14 protein-coding genes are annotated in these 18823 nt (G+C 41.2%); 9 read left to right on the plus strand and 5 right to left on the minus strand.

The genetic code is table 11. The features are described from left to right. Positions 1 to 363 precede the first annotated feature (363 nt). Together gppA and rhlB are read right to left on the minus strand one after the other, a co-directional pair. The gene (gene gppA / locus MTF68_RS17895) at positions 364 to 1857 is read right to left on the minus strand and encodes a guanosine-5'-triphosphate,3'-diphosphate diphosphatase (RefSeq protein WP_248463215.1); all 1494 of its coding nucleotides are present in this window, start codon (positions 1855 to 1857) and stop codon (positions 364 to 366) included. A 44-nt stretch (positions 1858 to 1901) separates the two neighbouring features. After that, entirely contained in the window at positions 1902 to 3179 is a 1278-nt protein-coding gene (rhlB, locus tag MTF68_RS17900; RefSeq protein WP_024032051.1) for an ATP-dependent RNA helicase RhlB, read from the minus strand. Between the two features lie 91 nt (positions 3180 to 3270). Between rhlB and trxA the strand changes: the two genes are divergently transcribed. Next, a complete protein-coding gene (gene trxA, locus MTF68_RS17905; RefSeq protein WP_004588957.1) occupies positions 3271 to 3597 on the plus strand; it encodes a thioredoxin TrxA in 327 nt (108 codons plus the stop codon). Positions 3598 to 3779: 182 nt separating this feature from the next. Further along, positions 3780 to 5039: a transcription termination factor Rho gene (rho, locus tag MTF68_RS17910; RefSeq protein WP_004588958.1), complete on the plus strand. Its 1260-nt coding sequence runs from the start codon at positions 3780 to 3782 to the stop codon at positions 5037 to 5039. A gap of 222 nt (positions 5040 to 5261) precedes the next feature. On the opposite strand, the gene MTF68_RS17915 is transcribed toward rho, so the two are convergent. Then, a complete protein-coding gene (locus MTF68_RS17915; RefSeq protein ID WP_064384577.1) occupies positions 5262 to 8075 on the minus strand; it encodes a tetratricopeptide repeat protein in 2814 nt (937 codons plus the stop codon). Positions 8076 to 8150: 75 nt separating this feature from the next. On the opposite strand from MTF68_RS17915, the gene MTF68_RS17920 reads away from it, so the two are divergent. Beyond that, complete coding sequence (locus MTF68_RS17920) at positions 8151 to 8714, plus strand: DNA-J related domain-containing protein (RefSeq protein ID WP_029773735.1); 564 nt, start codon at positions 8151 to 8153, stop codon at positions 8712 to 8714. Here MTF68_RS17920 and dbpA read toward each other — a convergent pair whose 3' ends face one another. Then, positions 8715 to 10103 (minus strand): ATP-dependent RNA helicase DbpA, encoded by a 1389-nt coding sequence (gene dbpA, locus MTF68_RS17925; protein ID WP_248463216.1) that lies wholly within the window; start codon positions 10101 to 10103, stop codon positions 8715 to 8717. It lies immediately after the preceding gene. A 206-nt stretch (positions 10104 to 10309) separates the two neighbouring features. Here dbpA and MTF68_RS17930 point away from each other — a divergent pair, with 206 nt between their 5' ends. From MTF68_RS17930 to MTF68_RS17940, 3 genes are all read left to right on the plus strand, one after another. Next, positions 10310 to 12388, plus strand: a complete 2079-nt coding sequence (locus MTF68_RS17930; RefSeq protein ID WP_248463218.1) for a TonB-dependent receptor — start codon at positions 10310 to 10312, stop codon at positions 12386 to 12388. A gap of 151 nt (positions 12389 to 12539) precedes the next feature. Beyond that, positions 12540 to 13940, plus strand: a complete 1401-nt coding sequence (locus tag MTF68_RS17935) for a M20/M25/M40 family metallo-hydrolase (RefSeq protein ID WP_248463220.1) — start codon at positions 12540 to 12542, stop codon at positions 13938 to 13940. A 93-nt stretch (positions 13941 to 14033) separates the two neighbouring features. Next, entirely contained in the window at positions 14034 to 14975 is a 942-nt protein-coding gene (locus MTF68_RS17940; RefSeq protein WP_248463221.1) for a tetratricopeptide repeat protein, read from the plus strand. Between the two features lie 84 nt (positions 14976 to 15059). On the opposite strand, the gene MTF68_RS17945 is transcribed toward MTF68_RS17940, so the two are convergent. After that, positions 15060 to 15965 carry a DUF808 domain-containing protein gene (locus MTF68_RS17945; RefSeq protein WP_248463222.1) on the minus strand — a complete coding sequence of 302 codons (906 nt, stop codon included), beginning with the start codon at positions 15963 to 15965 and terminating at the stop codon, positions 15060 to 15062. Positions 15966 to 16098: 133 nt separating this feature from the next. On the opposite strand from MTF68_RS17945, the gene MTF68_RS17950 reads away from it, so the two are divergent. The 3 genes from MTF68_RS17950 (at position 16099) to fre (ending at position 18812) form a co-directional block, all read left to right on the plus strand. Beyond that, positions 16099 to 16392 (plus strand): MliC family protein, encoded by a 294-nt coding sequence (locus MTF68_RS17950; RefSeq protein WP_024032060.1) that lies wholly within the window; start codon positions 16099 to 16101, stop codon positions 16390 to 16392. A 136-nt stretch (positions 16393 to 16528) separates the two neighbouring features. Continuing rightward, complete coding sequence (gene ubiD / locus MTF68_RS17955) at positions 16529 to 17995, plus strand: 4-hydroxy-3-polyprenylbenzoate decarboxylase (RefSeq protein ID WP_248463223.1); 1467 nt, start codon at positions 16529 to 16531, stop codon at positions 17993 to 17995. 103 nt (positions 17996 to 18098) lie between these two features. Continuing rightward, complete coding sequence (gene fre, locus MTF68_RS17960; RefSeq protein WP_248463224.1) at positions 18099 to 18812, plus strand: NAD(P)H-flavin reductase; 714 nt, start codon at positions 18099 to 18101, stop codon at positions 18810 to 18812. Positions 18813 to 18823 lie beyond the last annotated feature (11 nt).

Here is an 18823-nt window from a genome sequence, read left to right on the forward strand (position 1 = left end):
GTAGCTTGGCTGTTAGAACTCAATCTGTACGAGTGCCCACACAGATGATTGCTTTATATTGTTAAAGAACGTTGCGACGTTGTCGCTAGGGATGCGTATAATACACCCTTTATTTCTCGAGTCAACACTTAATTTTAAACTTTCTTTTTAGAAGATTTAAAGCCAAAGTTTTACTTAACTCTGTGAGCAGCTCTTGCCTCGCTATGCGTTGGCGTTCCCCGTCTCAGTGGGGTCGCATTATAGGGAGATCCGAAAACAGATCAACCCTTTTTTGAAGAAAACTTGAAATAAATGACTGTTCGCGTGAAATTGAAGCAAAGTGGTTACTTTAAACACTAAAAAGGCCCTTACGGGCCTTTTATATTAGTTTACGATGAGTTTCCAACCGAGTTTACTTTGCAATTTAGACTCTTGCTGTAGCTCACTAGCCATAAGAGGGTGTTCTTTTAACCAGTTATTGGCAAACTTTAAGTCTAAGGTGTCTTTTTCTACAGATAACTCTATTTTAGGAAGTACGTCGTCTTGTCGGCGCATCGATAATATTACGGCAATTCTTAATAACCTAACTAAGTATTGGGTAAGTGTACTATGTGCACCTAGAGCGTCGAAGCTGCCTTTTTGAATATCGGAGCGATGTGCATTAGCAACAGCTGCAATCACTTTATGTTCAGATTGTGAAAAACCTGGCATATCGGTGTTTTCTATAATGTAGGCTGTGTGCTTGTGATATTGCTTGTACTCTATTAATAAACCAATTTCGTGTAGTTGTGCTGCGGCTTTTAAAAGCGGCAACGCATTTTCACTAACAAGCGGCCAGCTTTCACCTACTTGTTCTGCCAGTTGAATAACTAAGCTCGATACACGATTAGCTTGCTTTTGATCAACATGGTAACGGTCCATAAACCCATCAACGGTGCGTTTACGAATGTCGTTGTTATGAAGCTCGGGCACCATACTGTAAAGCACACCTTCGCGAAGTGCACCGCCAGCTAATCCCATTTTTTCAATTTCAAGCGATTCAAATAACGCAATTAAGATAGCTAGGCCAGATACAAAAACTAATCTGCGCTCTTCGCTTAGACCAGGTAAGTCTAGTGCAGCGATAGTGCTAAACGTTATTGATTGCTCTTTTATTTTATTTAGCTTTTCTAGGGTGAGTAGTTCATCTAAGTGTTGCGCAACCATTATTTCTTGAATGGCTTGCACTGTGCCAGAAGCACCCGATGCAATTTGCCAACCTGCTTGTTTATACTCAGGGGCAATTTCATCAATAACTTCGTGGGCAGCTTTGATGGCAGCGTTAAAGTTTGCTTCACTTAATTGGCAATCTTTAAAATAGCGTTCTAAATAAGTAACACACCCCATATTTAAGCTTTTATAGTGCAGTGCCTCAAAACCCTTACCTATAACGACTTCGGTACTTGCACCACCAATATCAATAACTAGCTGCTTGCCAGTGCATGATGAAGTGTGTGCTACGCCTTTATAAATAGTGCGTGCTTCGAGCTCACCACTTATTACATTAATAGTATGGCCTAAGATTTTTTCGGCTTGTTCTTTGAAAACATCGGCATTCGTCGCAAGACGTAAAGTGGCCGTTGCTACTATGGTGATATTTTGTTTTGGAATGTCTTGTAGGCGCTCAGCAAAAAGTGCAAGGCACTCCCAGCCTCGCTGCATTGCCTCAGTGCTTAATACGTTATCTTTATCAAGCCCTGCGGCTAATCTTACTTTGCGTTTAACGCGGCCTATAGTTTGTAGGCCGCCAGCAATTGATTTAGCAATTAGCATATGAAAGCTATTTGAGCCTAAATCAATGACTGCATACACATTTTTTTGCGGTTTAAATTGCCCCACCGTTCAAAAACCTCTAGTTACTACTACGTACAGTAACGGCCGAGTTACGACCGTCCTTTTTGGTAACTATTATTTGGGCGACGTCCGTTATTATTACTACGATTACGTGGGCCTGTAGAATAGTTGCGCTTTCTTTGAATAGTAGGCTTTGTTAAATCATCTAGCAATGCGGTTTTATCATAATGTGATAAAGGAATGCTGTGCTCTATATACTCTTCTATTTCATGCAGGTTATAAGCGTACTGCTCACATGCAAAGCTAATTGCATGACCTGATGCGCCCGCACGACCTGTACGGCCTATACGGTGAACGTAATCTTCACAATCATCTGGCAGGTCAAAGTTAAATACATGACTTACCTCAGGGATATGTAGCCCACGTGCTGCCACATCGGTTGCCACTAAAAAGTCTAATTCGCCTTTGGTGAATTGCGCTAATATAGATTGGCGTTTTTTCTGGTTTACATCGCCAGTGAGCATACCTACTCGGTGGCCATCGGCTTTTAACCAAGCATACACTGTTTCACAGCTGTGCTTCGTATTGGCAAACACAATGGCTTTCTCTGGCCATTCTTCCTCAATTAAAGTTAATAGCAGCTTAATTTTATCTTCTTGAGAAGGATGAAATAGCTCTTCTTTAATTCGCTTACCTGTTTTAACGTCTGGCTCGATTTGAACGTGCTCAGGGTTGGTCATATGTTCAAAGGCAAGTTCTTGCACGCGATAAGAAAGCGTGGCAGAAAATAATAGATTTAATCTATCTGCTGTATCTGGCATACGGCGGAACATGTAACGAATGTCTTTTATAAAGCCTAAATCGAACATACGATCGGCTTCATCAAGCACAACTACCTCAATTTCATTAAGGGTGTAACAGCCTTGCTTGTACAAATCGATTAGGCGACCTGTAGTACCAATTAAAATATCAACGCCTTTTTCTAATTGTGCACGTTGTTTTTCGTAATCTTCGCCACCATATACTAAACCTAAGTTAAGATTACAGTGCGGCGCTAAAATTTTAGCATCTTTGTGTATCTGAATCGCAAGCTCCCGAGTCGGGGCCATGATCAGGGCTCTTGGATGTTTACTAGGTGCTTTGCTAGATTGTAATAACCGATGGCACGTGGCAGTTAAAAACGCCAACGTTTTGCCCGTACCTGTTTGTGCTTGGCCCGCGATATCGCGTCCGTCACAAATAAAAGGTAGGCATTTTGCTTGAATGGGTGTGCAATATTCAAACCCACTTTCGGTTAAACCGGCAACCACTTCCGGTGCGATAGCAAAGTCTGAAAACTTTTTATCGGTCAAATGTGTCTTAGTCATAGCGTTTAAGCATAACGTTTAAACTTGCAATAAGAAACAAGAGTGTTTAAATACGCACTAAATATTTCGCCTAACTAAATCGGAGAGCGCAATGAGCGAGAAAATAATCCAAATTACTGACGATAGCTTTGAAGCTGACGTATTACAATCAGACAAGCCTGTACTAGTAGATTTTTGGGCTGAGTGGTGCGGACCTTGTAAAATGATCGCCCCTATCCTTAATGAAGTAGCTGATGAATACGAAAGCCGTGTAACAGTTGCTAAATTAAACATCGACCAAAACGCGGGTACACCGCCTAAATTTGGTATTCGTGGTATTCCTACTCTGCTTCTTTTTAAAGACGGCCAAGTAGCTGCAACGAAAGTTGGTGCGCTTTCTAAAACTCAACTTATTGAGTTCTTAGAAAACAATATCTAAGTAAAAATTAAAAAAAAGGGCGTTTTTGCCCTTTTTTTGTGTTTATTTTGTATAAAGACTGGACGCTATGCCAGTGAACTGCTAGTTTATAAAGCCAACTAATCCTTAGTTATATTCAACAAACCTCACTCAACTATCAAAGCGATTTTGAGTATGACAATTGTAATAAAGAACCCACCAATATGCATTTACGCGAATTAAAAGACAAGTCTATAAAAGAACTTGTAAACTTAGCTGAGTCCATGGGGCTCGAAAACGTAGCCCGCTTAAGAAAGCAAGATATCATTTTTGCCATTCTTAAAGCACACGCCAAAGGCGGAGAGAACATCTTCGGTGGCGGTGTACTAGAGATTTTACAAGATGGTTTTGGTTTTTTAAGATCATCAGAAGCATCTTACTTAGCTGGCCCAGATGATATTTATGTATCTCCAAGCCAAATTCGCCGTTTCAGCATGCGTACTGGCGATTCTATTTCAGGGCTTATTCGTCCACCTAAAGATGGCGAACGCTACTTTGCTTTATTAAAAGTAAATGAAGTTAACTTCGATAAACCTGAAAACTCTCGCACTAAAATTCTTTTTGAAAACCTTACCCCACTACATGCAAACGAACGTTTTCGTATGGAACGCGGTAATGGCAGTAAAGAAGACATTACCGCTCGTGTACTTGATTTAGCATCTCCAATTGGCCGTGGCCAACGTGGTTTGTTAGTAGCACCGCCTAAAGCGGGTAAAACAATGCTACTGCAAAACATTGCACAATCAATTACTCACAATCACCCAGATGTTACATTAATGGTTTTACTTATTGATGAGCGTCCGGAGGAAGTAACCGAGATGCAACGCCTCGTTAAAGGTGAAGTTATTGCATCAACGTTTGATGAGCCAGCTTCTCGCCACGTACAAGTTGCAGAAATGGTTATTGAAAAAGCAAAACGTTTAGTTGAGCACAAAAAAGATGTGGTTATCTTGCTTGATTCAATCACCCGTTTAGCGCGTGCTTACAACACCGTTATTCCTTCATCAGGTAAAGTACTTACCGGTGGTGTTGATGCTAACGCACTGCACAAGCCTAAGCGCTTCTTTGGTGCTGCACGTAATGTTGAAGAAGGCGGTAGCTTAACGATTATAGCTACAGCTCTTATCGACACGGGCTCTAAAATGGATGAAGTTATCTACGAAGAGTTTAAAGGTACCGGTAACATGGAACTACACTTAAATCGTAAGATTGCTGAAAAGCGTGTATTCCCTGCCATCGACTTTAACCGCTCTGGTACGCGTCGTGAAGAACTACTTACTAAGCCAGATGAGCTACAAAAGCTGTGGATTTTACGTAAGATTGTTCATGAAATGTCAGAGATTGATGCAATGGAATTCTTAATTGATAAGCTTTCTATGAGCAAAACGAACGATGAATTCTTCGATTCAATGAAACGCCAATAAGCGCGTTTCGTTATATAAAAAAAGCGCCTAGGGCGCTTTTTTTATGTTGAAGCGACTAATACCAATCGGCTTAGATATTTAGCCTTTCTAGCATACTAAATAAAGCGTTAATGGCGTTATAAATTTCTTATGTAGAACAGCTAGGTGTCAAAACTTATGCCTTATTACCACTCTATTTATCTGTCGCTATAAATGTCTAATAACCTAACACGATTGGTATAATTAACTCTCGTTATATTTTTTAAGTACACGCTGTAATTCATCTACAAGCTTTTGAATGTGTTCTTTACTTTGGCTTTGTTTATTGAGTAAAGCCATATCGAGATTTTTAGCGGCTTTGGCAATATCGTCTAACGCAAACATTTGCGCAGCGCCTAAAATACGATGGCTGTCTTTTTGTAGTGCCTCTAGGTCATTACTATTATGGTGCTGACTTATGGTTTCGCTTTCAAACGTGAAGCTTTGCTTAAAACTTGTTACTAAGTCGCTCATGTCTATCTTAGCTGTATAGGCTGCCTCTTGTTTTGCTTCACCTAAATGCTGGGCAAGGGTGTTATAAAATGCGTTTTTATCTAATGGCTTACCTAAATACCCTGTAAACCCTAGGGCAAGATAATCATCAACTTCATGGCTCATTGCATTGGCCGTTAAAGCAAAAATAGGCGCTTGAAAGCCGCACTGTTGCAACAACGAAAACGCAGCACGCCCGTCCATAATAGGCATTTGTATATCAAGCAGCACTAAATCTGGGTATATTTGTAGGCACTTCTCAACCGCTTGCTCGCCATTTTCTACCGCAATAACTTCAAGCCCCATAGAACGTAAATAACGACTTATGAGTCTGCGATTGTCGGGATGATCCTCAGCCAGTACTACGCGCCCGGTTAACTGCTTAACCTGTTCAGCGGCGCTTACATGTTCGTACTCATCTAGCTCTTTTTCGACCTCTACACAGGGTAAAAACAGCGAAAACTGACTTCCGCGTTTAAACTCACTTTGTACGCTAATGTAGCCACCCATCATAGAGGCTAGCTGTTGAGACAAACTAAGTCCTAATCCGGTGCCACCAAAGCGGCGGCTAATACTGTTATCGGCTTGGCTAAAGCATTCAAATATTTGTTTTAGCTGTGATGAATTCATGCCAATACCGGTGTCTTTAACTATAAAAACAAGCCCTTGCTCGGTTTTGTTTAAAGACACAACTACCTGCCCCGCCTGTGTAAACTTAACGGCATTAGCACATAAATTAATGAGTATTTGTTTCACCCGCATTAAATCAAGCTTGGTATAAAACGCATTGCCTACATGATTATCAAAACGGATTTGTAAATGCTTTGCCTTAGCCTGCGTAATAAACATGGCATGTACATCGCTAACTAGCTGCACTATGTCAAAGCACGAAATATTAAGCTCTAATCTGTTTGCTTCTATTTTACTTAAATCGAGTACGTCATTAATTAAACTTTTTAAGTGATCGCTATGTCGTTGAATTATTTTTAATTCGTCTTGTAGGTTTTCAGGCTCGTACAAACCATTAATTAAATCATCTGTTTGGCCTAAAATAGCGGTGAGCGGGGTTCTAATTTCATGGCTAATATTTGCCAAAAACTGGCTTTTAACATCATTTGCTTCTCGTAGCTCTTGGGCAATAGCTTGTAGCTCTGCTGTACGCTGCGCGACTTGTTCTTTTAATAACTGCTTGGCACGCTTTTCGGCGCCTCGACGATAAAGTGCGGTGCCCGTTACAATTACTAAAAATAATAAAACAAAAATAAAAACCGTAAGCTGCGAACGTTGGCTCATTTTTAACTTTTGTACTTTTCGTTCTTGCTTCAGCTTTTGAATTTCTTGATTTAACTGAGTAGCTTTAAATTGATTTTGTAATACAGCTAAGGCGCTGGTAATTGTTTCGCTATTTATACCGCGCTGCTCTGCTACAAACTTTTCGTGCAGAGTTAATGCCTCAGCGTAGTTGCCTTTGCTTGCCTCTAGGAGCGAGCGTGTACCAAAAGCATCGCGCTTTATACGCACACTATTATATTGTGTGGCCAAATCGGTTGCTTTATCTAAGCTTTTTTGCGAATCAGCAAGCTCGCCTCTCACAAATTGTATTTTAGCCAATGCATGTAAGGCGTTAAGCTCTAAACTGTGATTAGCAATTTTAAGGGCATTTTGTACCCCCAATTTAGCTTGCTCGTAAGCAACATCCACGTTATTAAGAATTAAATTGATGTTTGCTAAATTAGTATATTGGGTAGATAACTTATTATAATCATTGGTAGAAATATAATAGCGTAGTGCCATTTGGTAATAATGCAGCGCTAAATCAAATTGCGAACTTTCGTAGTAAGCAACCCCTAAATTATTGTTAACTTGCGCTATGCCGCTGGTATCAGCTAATTTTTGATAAACTTTAAGTACTTCTTTATAAAATAAAATGGCGCTTTCGTAACGCGATAACCTTATGTACACCCCTGCTATATTTAGCAAAATATCAGCTTGGTCTTGAGCACTGCCCTTTTTCTCATAAATCTCTTTTGCTTTTAAATAATATTCGAGCGTTAGCTCCATATTATTCATTTCGAAGTACGCTAAACCAATATTACTTAGCAGGTTTGCAAGCTCTACTTGCTTATTGTTTTTTTCAACAATCACCATGGCGCGGCTATATTCAACAATAGCTTGCTGAAAATATCCCTGAAAATAAAACACAACGCCTTGCATTTTAATGGCTCTAAAGTGCATATCTGGTAGGTAGTTTAAGGAAGTGTGCTGTTCTAATTTTTTAAAATACAGCAGGGCATTTTCAAAATCATCTGAGGAGAAGGCTAAATCGGCAAGTTCAGAATACACACTGACCTTCTGGGATTCTGTGATATTTTTTGCTTCAAGCAGCGCATTACCGAGCGTAAGTTTTACGTCCCACTGCTGCTCTTTTTTAAATTCATCAAATAAAGATACACTATTTTGAGCAAAGCTTGGCAGTATGAACACACAACATAAAACAAATAAAAGGCACTTCAATTTGCCTTGCATAATATTATTCCTTCAAACTTTAGCTTTAGTCAGTGTAATCTTTATTGAAGATACACAACAAAACGAGTGCAAACAATGCTTAACCCCCTGATTGATGAGATTTTTGAGCTACTTTTAACTCAGCGTGTTTGGAAAGTTCATACCTTAGCTGCAACGCTCGCTCAACAAGGGGTGTTACCACCTTTAGATGCAAACCCTGAGCAAAATTTATTTAAAAAGAATTTTTTAATTATGAATGCTTTATTTGAGCTGCAAACACAGCTATTACCCAAGCACTTAATTATATCGTCATTACATATTGAACTTACAGAGCCAAGTAGCAATATAGCAACGCAATCCCATTTAAAAAGTTACTATTTAAACTGGGAAAACTACGACACCAGTGCCAAAGACATAGAGGCATTATTAGATAGTTTTTGGCAGCAATTTAACCCACTAATAAAGCAACCAGTTGGGCATATTGAGCCATTACTTAAGGCTTGGCAACTACCGCCAAACTTTAGCCTGGCTATGCTACAAAAGCGCTGGCGGCAATTGGCATTAAAACATCATCCCGATAAGCAAACTGGGAGTGCATGTAAATTTAGACAAATAAGAGCCGAGTATGAGCAGCTAAAGCTAGCTGCTCAAAACAGGTAATTAACGGGTAAGGCGACGGGCACGAATTTTACGCCCTTTAATATTGCCCTCGGTTAATTTACGAAGCGCAGGTTTTGATGCATTGCGCTCAACGGCTACAAAGGCAACGTTATCAAGTACATTTATTTTACCTACTTGGCGTCCTGCAACACCATCTTTGCCAGTAAGTGCACCTAAAATATCACCAGCGCGCACTTTTTGCTTTTTGCCCGAGTCGATCATTAGGGTAACCATTTCAGGCTTGTAAGGCGGCTTTTCTAATAAACTAAAAGCTGGCATTGGCTCTGGCAAAAAGTCTTGTTCGTAATGGTCGCCTATTTGCGCCACTTTAAACTGCTCAGCCTCACCGTAAATAGAGCACGCAATGCCTTTTTTACCCGCTCGGCCTGTACGCCCTACACGGTGCACATGGGTTTGTGGGTCGTGTGCTAAGTGGTAATTTATTACCATATCCATGTCGTCAATATCTAAGCCACGCGCGGCAACATCGGTAGCAACTAATATTGAGGCGCTCTTATTAGCAAAATGAATTAACGTACGCTCGCGATCACGCTGCTCTAAATCACCGTGCAACGCCACTGCGCTAAAGCCTTCACTTGCTAAATCATCACAAACTTGTTGTGTTTCTACCTTGGTATTACAAAAAACAACACAGCTTTGCGGTGTAAATTTAAGCAGTAATAATTTAAGTGTTGAGTAACGCTGTTTGTTGTTGTCCATTTTGTAAAAGTATTGCTTTATTGTGCTTTTTTCTTGCTCTTCTTCTACTTTTATCATCTCTGGATTTTTTAATACGCGCTTTGCAATAGCTTCAATTGCACGCGGAAATGTTGCACTAAATAACAACGTTTGACGATTTTGCGGTATGCGCTCAATAATTGCATCAAGGGTATCTTGAAAGCCCATATCAAGCATTTGATCTGCTTCATCAAGTACTAACGTTTCAACATCGTCTAAACGCAGTGTACCTTTACGAATATGATCGTCCACTCGCCCAGGTGTACCCACAATAATGTGCGCGCCATGCTCAAGCGAGCCTATTTGTGGGCCAATTGATACACCACCACACAAGGTTAAAATTTTAATATTGTGAATACCGCGGGCAAGTTTACGCATTTCTACTGCCACTTGCTCGGCCAGTTCGCGCGTTGGACAAAGTACAAGCGATTGAATACGAAAACGTTTTACATTTAATTTAGCTAACACACCTAAACTAAAAGCAGCAGTTTTACCTGAACCGGTTTTTGCCTGTGCAATAATGTCTTTACCTTCAAGTACAGGTGGCAGGCTTTGCGCTTGTACAGGCGTCATTTGCGAGTAGCCAAGTGTTGATAAATTATCAACTAAACCAGCAGGTAAAGCCAAAGATGAAAATGCAGTAGAAGTCACAATAAATTCCAAAATAATAAAAACAACACAGGGCTTAGCCCCAAAATATGGCTCTATAATAGCAGAATTCAGGTTAGGCAACCATTAATACCCGATGTGCATTATTTTACGATGCGTTAATCCTTGTTAATAAAAAAGTTGCAAATGATACTAGTTTTCATTAAGATCCTCGAAAAATTTTAACACCCTAACACTGGATGTAATTGATGAAACTAAACTCACTGTACGTAGCACTTGTTGGTGCCATTAGCACAAGCGCCTTTGCCGCCCCTACTGACTTAGAGCGAATTGAAGTTAAAGGCAGCTATTTCAACGACTACAAAGTCGACAACGCCAACGGAGCAATGAGAACATCAGCGTCATTATTAGAAACAGCGCAATCAGTCACTGTTATTAGCGATACAATCATTAGCGAGCAATTAGCAACGACCCTTGGCGAAGTACTTACTAACGATGCAAGTTTAACTGCCGGCTCTCAACAACGTAACCGTGAAGTATTTAACTTACGCGGCTTTGAGCTTAGCTCTTCAACAGGCTACTTACGTGACGGACACCAACATTGGTCTCACTACCAGCAACCGATTGAAATTCTACAACAAGTAGAAGTTATTAAAGGCCCATCAAGTATTTTATACGGACAATCAGGTCCAGGTGGCTTGATAAACATGGTGACAAAAAAGCCTACGGCAACCACATTATTTAACGCCAGCGCAGATGTAGACCAACACGGCTCTACCCGCTTTATGCTAGACGCAGCTGGTGCACTTACCGACGCTGAAGATTTACGCGCACGCGGTATTTTAGTAAAACAAGATGTTGATTACTGGCGCGAATACCAAAACGGCGAAAACCGTGAACGCGACCGTTTTTTAGGTGCTGTAATTGTTGATTACGATTTAAGCGACAACGCATTAGTACGTGTACATTACGACCGCACAGACGACGAAGCAGGCCTTGATACAGGTGCTTGGATAGATGACAACGCCAATGTGATTGGCGATGACAAAACCATTCGCGATATGTCTTGGGCGTTTACCGACATAACGGTAGAAAACTTAGGCGTAGATTTTGAAGTGTACTTAAACGATCACTGGCAAGTTAAGCTTGGTTACAACGAGCAAACATTTGAGCGCCAGCGTTTTGAGTCTGCACCTCGTAAGCCAAGCACATTTGTAGAAGGCGATAGCTATGAGTCACGCCCTTACGACCGTTTTGACGATTGGCAGTTTAAAACCGCATTTATTGATTTTGTTGGCGAATTTAAAACCGGTGGTTTACAACATCAGTTTTTAATTGGTGCAAACTCGCTAGATTACTATTACGGGCAACGCCGTACATCAGCAGAGTATTTTGATTTTGCCGCTGGCCAAAACGAGCCAAGCCGCCCAACAGTGAGCTATAAATCAGATGATACTATTAGCGAAACTGAATACGACTACTACGGTATTTACGTTCAAGACTTAATTACTTTCTCGCCACAGTGGCAAGTATCATTAGGTGGCCGTTACGATGAGCAAAATAGAGAAGGCGCAGATAACGAGTCGTTCGTACCAAAAGTAGGTGTGCTTTATCACCCTAACCCTTCTGCGACTATTTATGCTAGCTACTCAGAAGGTTTTGAGCCACAAGGTAGCGATACATTAGTAAGCGAAACTGACATCAACAACGGTATGAAGCTTGATGCTGTTACCTCTGAGCAAAAAGAGATTGGTGTTAAATGGCAACTATTTGATGACCGCCTAATGTTAAGCGGTGCTGTATTTGATATTAGCAAAAAAGGCACCTTAGTAACCGAAGCACTTGAAGTGCCAGTCGGCGAATTTACCTCTGAAACAAACCAAGTAGGCGAGCAGCGCCATAAAGGGCTTGAGCTAAGCGCGCAAGGTGCAGCTACCGATCGCTTATTTGTTATGGCATCAACTATGTACTTAGATGCAAATTTTGAGCGTGACGAAGACCTACAAGGTAAACGCCCTACTGATGCTCCTAAATGGTCTGCATCACTTTGGACACGCTATGAGTTAAACGACACCATTGCATTTAATGCCGGTGCATTTTATGAAGGTGAGCGCTTTGCCGATAGTGCAAACACAGTAGTAAAAGATGCTTACACACGAGTAGATGTAGGTGCAACTTACAAACTTAAAGTAAGCAAAACCGATGTAAACCTTCGTTTAAACATTGAAAACCTATTAGACGAAAACTACTTAGGCGGCGGTGGCTTAAACAACGTTACCGTGGGCGAAGGCACAAATGTACGCCTAGCAGCTCAATTTAGCTTTTAAGTTATAAAACTTATACTTATAAAGCCCGCACAATAATAATTGTGCGGGCTTTTTACTGCCTATTAAAAACACCACTGCATTCATCTCATCTATTTTTTAAAGCCTTTAAAAAGTGCTCTAATACACTTAATTATAAAAAGGCTTACTCTATATGAAAAAAATTATTACAGCGCTACTAATGACTAGCAGCCTCAGCGTTAGCGCAAACAATGCAGAATTCACCACAACGCAATTACAACAGGTTGATGAGGTGCGCACTGCTGCACTTAAAAGCCATTTAAGCTACGAGCTACTCGAGTCACTCACAACAGAAGTTGGCCCTCGTTTACCCGGCACTGAAAACGATAAAAAAGCAGTAGCATGGGCTAAAGCAAAATTTAACGAACTTGGTTTTGATAAAGTATGGCTTGAAGAAGCAACATTTCCAAAATGGCGCCGTTATAGCGAAAGCGGTAAAATACTCACCCCAAGTGAGCAACCTCTGCATTTAACTGCGCTGGGTAATAGTGTAAGCACACCTGATGATGGCATTAATGCACCGGTTGTGTTGTTTGAAACATTGGATGAGCTAATTGCAGCACCAGCAAATAGCTTAGAAGGTAAAATTGCCTATATTAATTACCGCATGAACCGCGACATAGACGGCAACGGATACGGCCCCGCAGTAAAAGCACGTGCCACAGGCGCAATTGAAGCTGCAAAAAAAGGCGCGGTTGCTTACATGATGCGCTCAGTGAGCACAGCTCACCATCGCTTTGCTCACACTGGTGGTAGTTACTATAAAGAAGGGGTTAAAAAAATACCTAACGTAACTATTGCCAACCCGGATGCGGATCAAATAGCGCGCTTAGTGGCCTTAAACAAAAAGGTAACGGTTAATATAAATGTACAAACACAAAGCCTAGGAGAAGGCACAAGCTATAACGTTATAGGCCAATTTAATGGCACCGAAAACCCAGAACAATATGTGTTAATTGGTGGCCACCTAGACTCGTGGGATTTAGGCACTGGCGCATTAGATGATGGCGCAGGTGTTGCGTTAACAATGGCTGCGGCTAAACACATTAGCGATGTTAAACGCCCTAAACGTAGTATTCGTGTTGTACTGTTTGCAGCAGAAGAGCTTGGACTTTGGGGTGCAAAAGCTTACTTTGCACAACACAAAAGTGACTTACACAATATAGTTGCAGCTGCTGAGTCGGACTTTGGCGCCGATGTAGTATATGGTTTTGAGTCAAATGTTAATGCGGCTTCTCTGCCAGTAGTCCGTGCCATAGCAAAAGAGTTGGCTCCATTAAATATTGAGTACATTGGTAAAAACCAGGCTAACGGCGGGCCGGATTTAATCCCATTAAAAAAAGCGGTGTCGGCACCTATATTTGAGTTGGCCCAAGATGGCACTGACTACTTTGATTACCATCACACAGCTGATGACACACTCGATAAAGTAACGCCTGCTAAACTGCGCCAAAATACCGCTGCGTATGCTGTATTTGCGTTAATGGCAGCAGATGCCAAAACAACAATTCAACCGAAAGCGCAGGCTAACTAATAACTGACATACTTACTTACAGTTTGTCGCTTTGATAAACGCACTCCTTGTTTTACCTTTATATAAATTAAATAAAACAAGGAGTGTGCGGGCATGTTGCTTTTCAATACGAGTCAGTCGTTTCCTCATTTTGCACAAATACAGTGCTGCCCTAACTGCCATAGCCGCGCCTATCATCTAATAAACCAAAGTCGTTTTTTACGCTTTACGGTTATTCCTGTTCTACCTTTAGCACTAAACTATAAATACGAATGCTATCAATGCGGCCATAATGCGCCTGTAAAATTAAAGCAGTTACCGACGTTTGAAATTTTCACTCTACCTAAATACTTTATAGGGGTATTTTTAGCGTTATGGGTGGGGCTATTTTTTTACCAACAACACGCTGCAGCGCAAGCGCAAAAGCAAAGCTACTTAACTAACCCTAAAGCCTACGATACGTATTTAGTACACGCTGATAAATTTACTCATGAGCCCTGGACACTCACCAACTTAAAAGTTGCGCAAGTTTTAAGTTTTGACGAGCAGTTTATAACGTTTCAAGTAAGTAACTACAGCTATAAACGCAACAAAGGCATTACTACTGCAATGCGTACCAGCTTATTAGTACAAAGAGGTTACTTCTCAGATGACAAAATTACTTTGCCTCGTAGCGAAGTAAAAAGACTTTACAACGACGGGGTGATTTACGACGTACTGCGCCCCTCAGCAAACAGTTTATATGGTGGTTTTGTAATGTTTCCGCCAAAACCAAAACCGCTATATAAAGGCTTAAAGCTCGACAAAAATAACCAACAGGGCATTACGTATTTTAAAAACGGACAGTATAGCGATGCGCTTGAGAGTTTTACTCTAGCCGCAAATGCCGGCTCGCAATGGGGGCAGCTCAATCTTGCGCAAATGTACCGAGATGGACAAGGCGTGACTCAAAATGTACAAACAGCAAAACATTGGTATGAGCAGGCAATAGCGCAAGGTAATAGCAAAGCGAAATATGAGCTAGAACAGCTTTGTGAAAACAGCCAATGTAAATAATCTAAGGCTGTATTTAAAATAATGATTAAGCTACGCTTTGATGAAAATATAAAACAAAGCGCAGCCTAAAAATTCACACAGCAGTTATTTATTAAATATTTTTGTATAAGCTAAATGCAGAATAACAATGCATAGCCCTGCTACTACTCCTAGTAATCCGTCAAATATAAGGGGGGCTAATGTTTCGCCGGTGCCATTTAATAACGACTTACCTATGGTTATTACTTCTAATTGCCAATGATGTAGTAGCTCAATACCGTGGGATAAAATGCCGCCACCGACTAAAAACATGGCTACTGTGCCGGCAAAGGCTAAAAATTGCATAAGCCTTGGCGCTGCAGCTAATAACCCCTTACCAAGCATCTCTTTAAATTTATTAGCCGACACCTTTGATTGATTAAGCAAATACAACCCCGCGTCATCAAGCTTTACAATACCGGCTACAAGGCCGTATACACCTATAGTCATTAATACGGCTATAACACACAGTACAAGCGCCTGATTTACAAGTGTGGCACCTGCAACCGTTCCTAAGGTGATCACTATAATTTCGGCTGATAGAATAAAGTCGGTGCGTATGGCTCCTTTTACTTTTTGCTTTTCATACTCAGCTGGGTCTAATTGCTGCGACTCATCAGCCTCTTTTTCGGGGTGAGGTAAAAACCGTGCAAATACTTTCTCAGCGCCTTCAAAACATAAAAATAAGCCACCGATTATTAGCAGCGGGGTTATTAACCAAGGCAGCCATACACTTATGAGCAATGCACCAGGCACCAAAATGGCTTTATTTAAAAATGAGCCCTTTGCCACAGCCCAAACCACAGGTAACTCACGATCGGCTGTAACCCCTGTAACTTGCTGAGCATTAAGTGCTAAGTCGTCACCAAGTACACCGGCTGTTTTTTTAGTGGCGACTTTACTCATTGTAGCAATGTCATCAAGTAAGGTGGTTATATCATCAAGTAATGTTAAAAGGTTAATGCCTGCCATGTTGCTTCCTAGCTAAAAAATAATGCTATCAACATAGCGTAATCCGTAATTTTCACCAACGGTTAATTTTGCTTTGTTATGCTGATTAAACGCACTGATTTTTATCAATGGCAAACTTACTTAGGGGATATAAATGAAAGCATTGGTGGTTATTTTTACAAGCATGCTGGTTTTATCAGCCTGTAGTAATGAGTCTAAAAGTACCCACTACTTATGCAACGAGCGCGTAGTAGAATTAGCCCACCAAGGAGCGGGGGCAACACTTACTTTAAATGAGCAAACATATACGCTTAATAAAGAGCCGAGCGCATCAGGGGTAAAGTATATTAATGAGCGAGTGCTATTTTGGTCTAAAGCCGATGAAGCGATGTTGATTGTTTCAGGTAATAAATACCACTGCCAACTTCAACAAGCCGACGCCTTATAATTTTGTCGTTCGCGATTTAAACTTTTTCTTTTTTCTCATCGTAATAAATAGCCTGTTTTTACGCTAAACAACTGCACATGCATTTGTTGTTTAGTTGGGTATAATACTTTCACTTTTTGCTTAGTAGCGGCCTACCATGAAATATAAAGATTTACGTGATTTTATCGATTTGCTTGAAAAAAAAGGCGAACTTAAACGAATTACTCAAGAAATCGACCCGTATCTTGAAATGACCGAAATAGCCGACCGTACATTACGTGCTAAAGGCCCCGCATTATTGTTCGAAAACCCAAAAGGTCACAGTATGCCTGTGCTTGCAAACTTATTTGGTACACCTAAACGCGTTGCTATGGGCATGGGCCAAGAAGATGTAAGCGAGCTGCGTGAAGTTGGCAAGCTACTCGCTTTTCTAAAAGAGCCGGAGCCACCAAAAGGGATTAAAGAAGCACTAGGGCAAATTCCGGTATTTAAACAAGTACTCAATATGCCGGCTAAAGAAGTTAAAAAAGCACCGTGCCAACAGGTTATTCTAGAAGGTGACGAGGTAGATTTAACTAAGCTGCCTATACAACATTGTTGGCCTGGAGATGCCGCCCCCCTTATTACTTGGGGTTTAACTGTTACCAAAGGGCCTTATAAAAAGCGCCAAAATTTGGGTATTTACCGCCAGCAGCTATTAGGTAAAAATAAAATAATTATGCGTTGGTTATCGCATCGCGGTGGCGCACTCGATTTTCAAGAATGGTGTAAAGAAAACCCCGGCGAACCGTACCCAGTTTCGGTTGCATTAGGAGCTGATCCTGCCACTATTTTAGGTGCGGTTACACCTGTGCCAGACACGTTAAGCGAATATGCCTTTGCTGGGTTACTGCGCGGTAGTAAAACCGAAGTGGTTAAGTCAATTTCAAATGACTTACAGGTCCCTGCCAGTGCCGAAATAGTACTTGAAGGCTACATTATGCCTGGCGAAATGGCTCCCGAGGGGCCATATGGCGACCATACTGGTTATTACAATGAAGTTGATGATTTTCCTGTGATGACAGTGACCCATTTAACACACCGTAAAAACCCAATTTACCACAGTACATTTACCGGCCGTCCACCTGATGAGCCAGCTATTTTAGGTGTGGCATTAAACGAAGTGTTTGTGCCTATATTGCAAAAGCAGTTTCCAGAAATCGTCGACTTTTACTTGCCACCCGAAGGCTGCTCTTACCGTATGGCCGTGGTAACCATGAAAAAACAATACCCAGGCCATGCTAAGCGCGTCATGATGGGCGTATGGTCGTTTTTACGTCAGTTTATGTACACTAAGTTTGTTATTGTTTGCGATGATGATGTAAATGCCCGTGACTGGAACGATGTTATTTGGGCCATCACTACCCGTATGGACCCTGCACGCGACACCACATTAATTGAAAACACGCCAATAGATTACCTCGATTTTGCATCGCCGGTATCTGGGCTTGGCTCAAAAATGGGCATGGATGCAACAAATAAGTGGCCAGGTGAAACCGACCGCGAATGGGGCGAGCCAATTGTCATGGATAAAGCGACAAAAGATCGTGTTGACGAAATTTGGCAAAGCCTCGATATACTTTAAGCACGCTTAGTGAATATAAACAGGCTATAAAATAACCCCGCAGATATGTTAATATTGCTCCACTTAACTGCATATCTGCGTAAACGCTGCTAAAAGGTAAAAAATGCAAACATTAAAAGCTGAAGTTGTTGCCATCAGCCCACTTACAGAATTTGTTCATAAAGTAATTTTAAAGCCTCAACAACCTGTTACGTTTGAAGCTGGCCAATACATGCAACTTATACTTGGCGAAAAAGACAAGCGCGCATTTTCGATTGCAAGTCGTCCATCGCAATGTGATGAAATAGAGCTTCATATTGGCGCCTCTAAAGCCGATTCATACGCAATGCAATCGCTTGAGCATTTGCGTAATGCGCATCAAAATAATACACCGGTAGATATAGAAGCTGGCCTTGGTGTATCGCAACTACGTCTACAATGCGAGCGCCCTATTATTTTATTGGCTGGCGGCACTGGTTTTTCTTATGCAAAATCAATGGCTGATCACTTAGCTGAAATTAACTGCGACCGCCCGGTATTATTTTACTGGGGTGTTAAAGAAGAGTCTGCATTGTATGCTCACAGCGAAATGCAAGCATGGGCAGAGAGTAACGAGCACTTTAAATTTATTCCTGTTGTAGAAAACCCATCTGCTAATTGGCAAGGCCACACCGGGTTTGTACACAAAGCAGTCATGCAAGATATTGTGTCGTTAGAACCTTACGACATTTATATGGCTGGTCGCTTTGACATGATTGGCATTGTCCGTGATGACTTTATTGCTCACGGCGCTGTTCGCGAAAACATGTACGCCGATGCATTCGCGTTTATAAAATAAATTTTTATTTA

The sequence above is a fragment of the Pseudoalteromonas sp. 2CM37A genome, from assembly GCF_023161885.1.
Lineage (GTDB): Bacteria > Pseudomonadota > Gammaproteobacteria > Enterobacterales > Alteromonadaceae > Pseudoalteromonas > Pseudoalteromonas atlantica.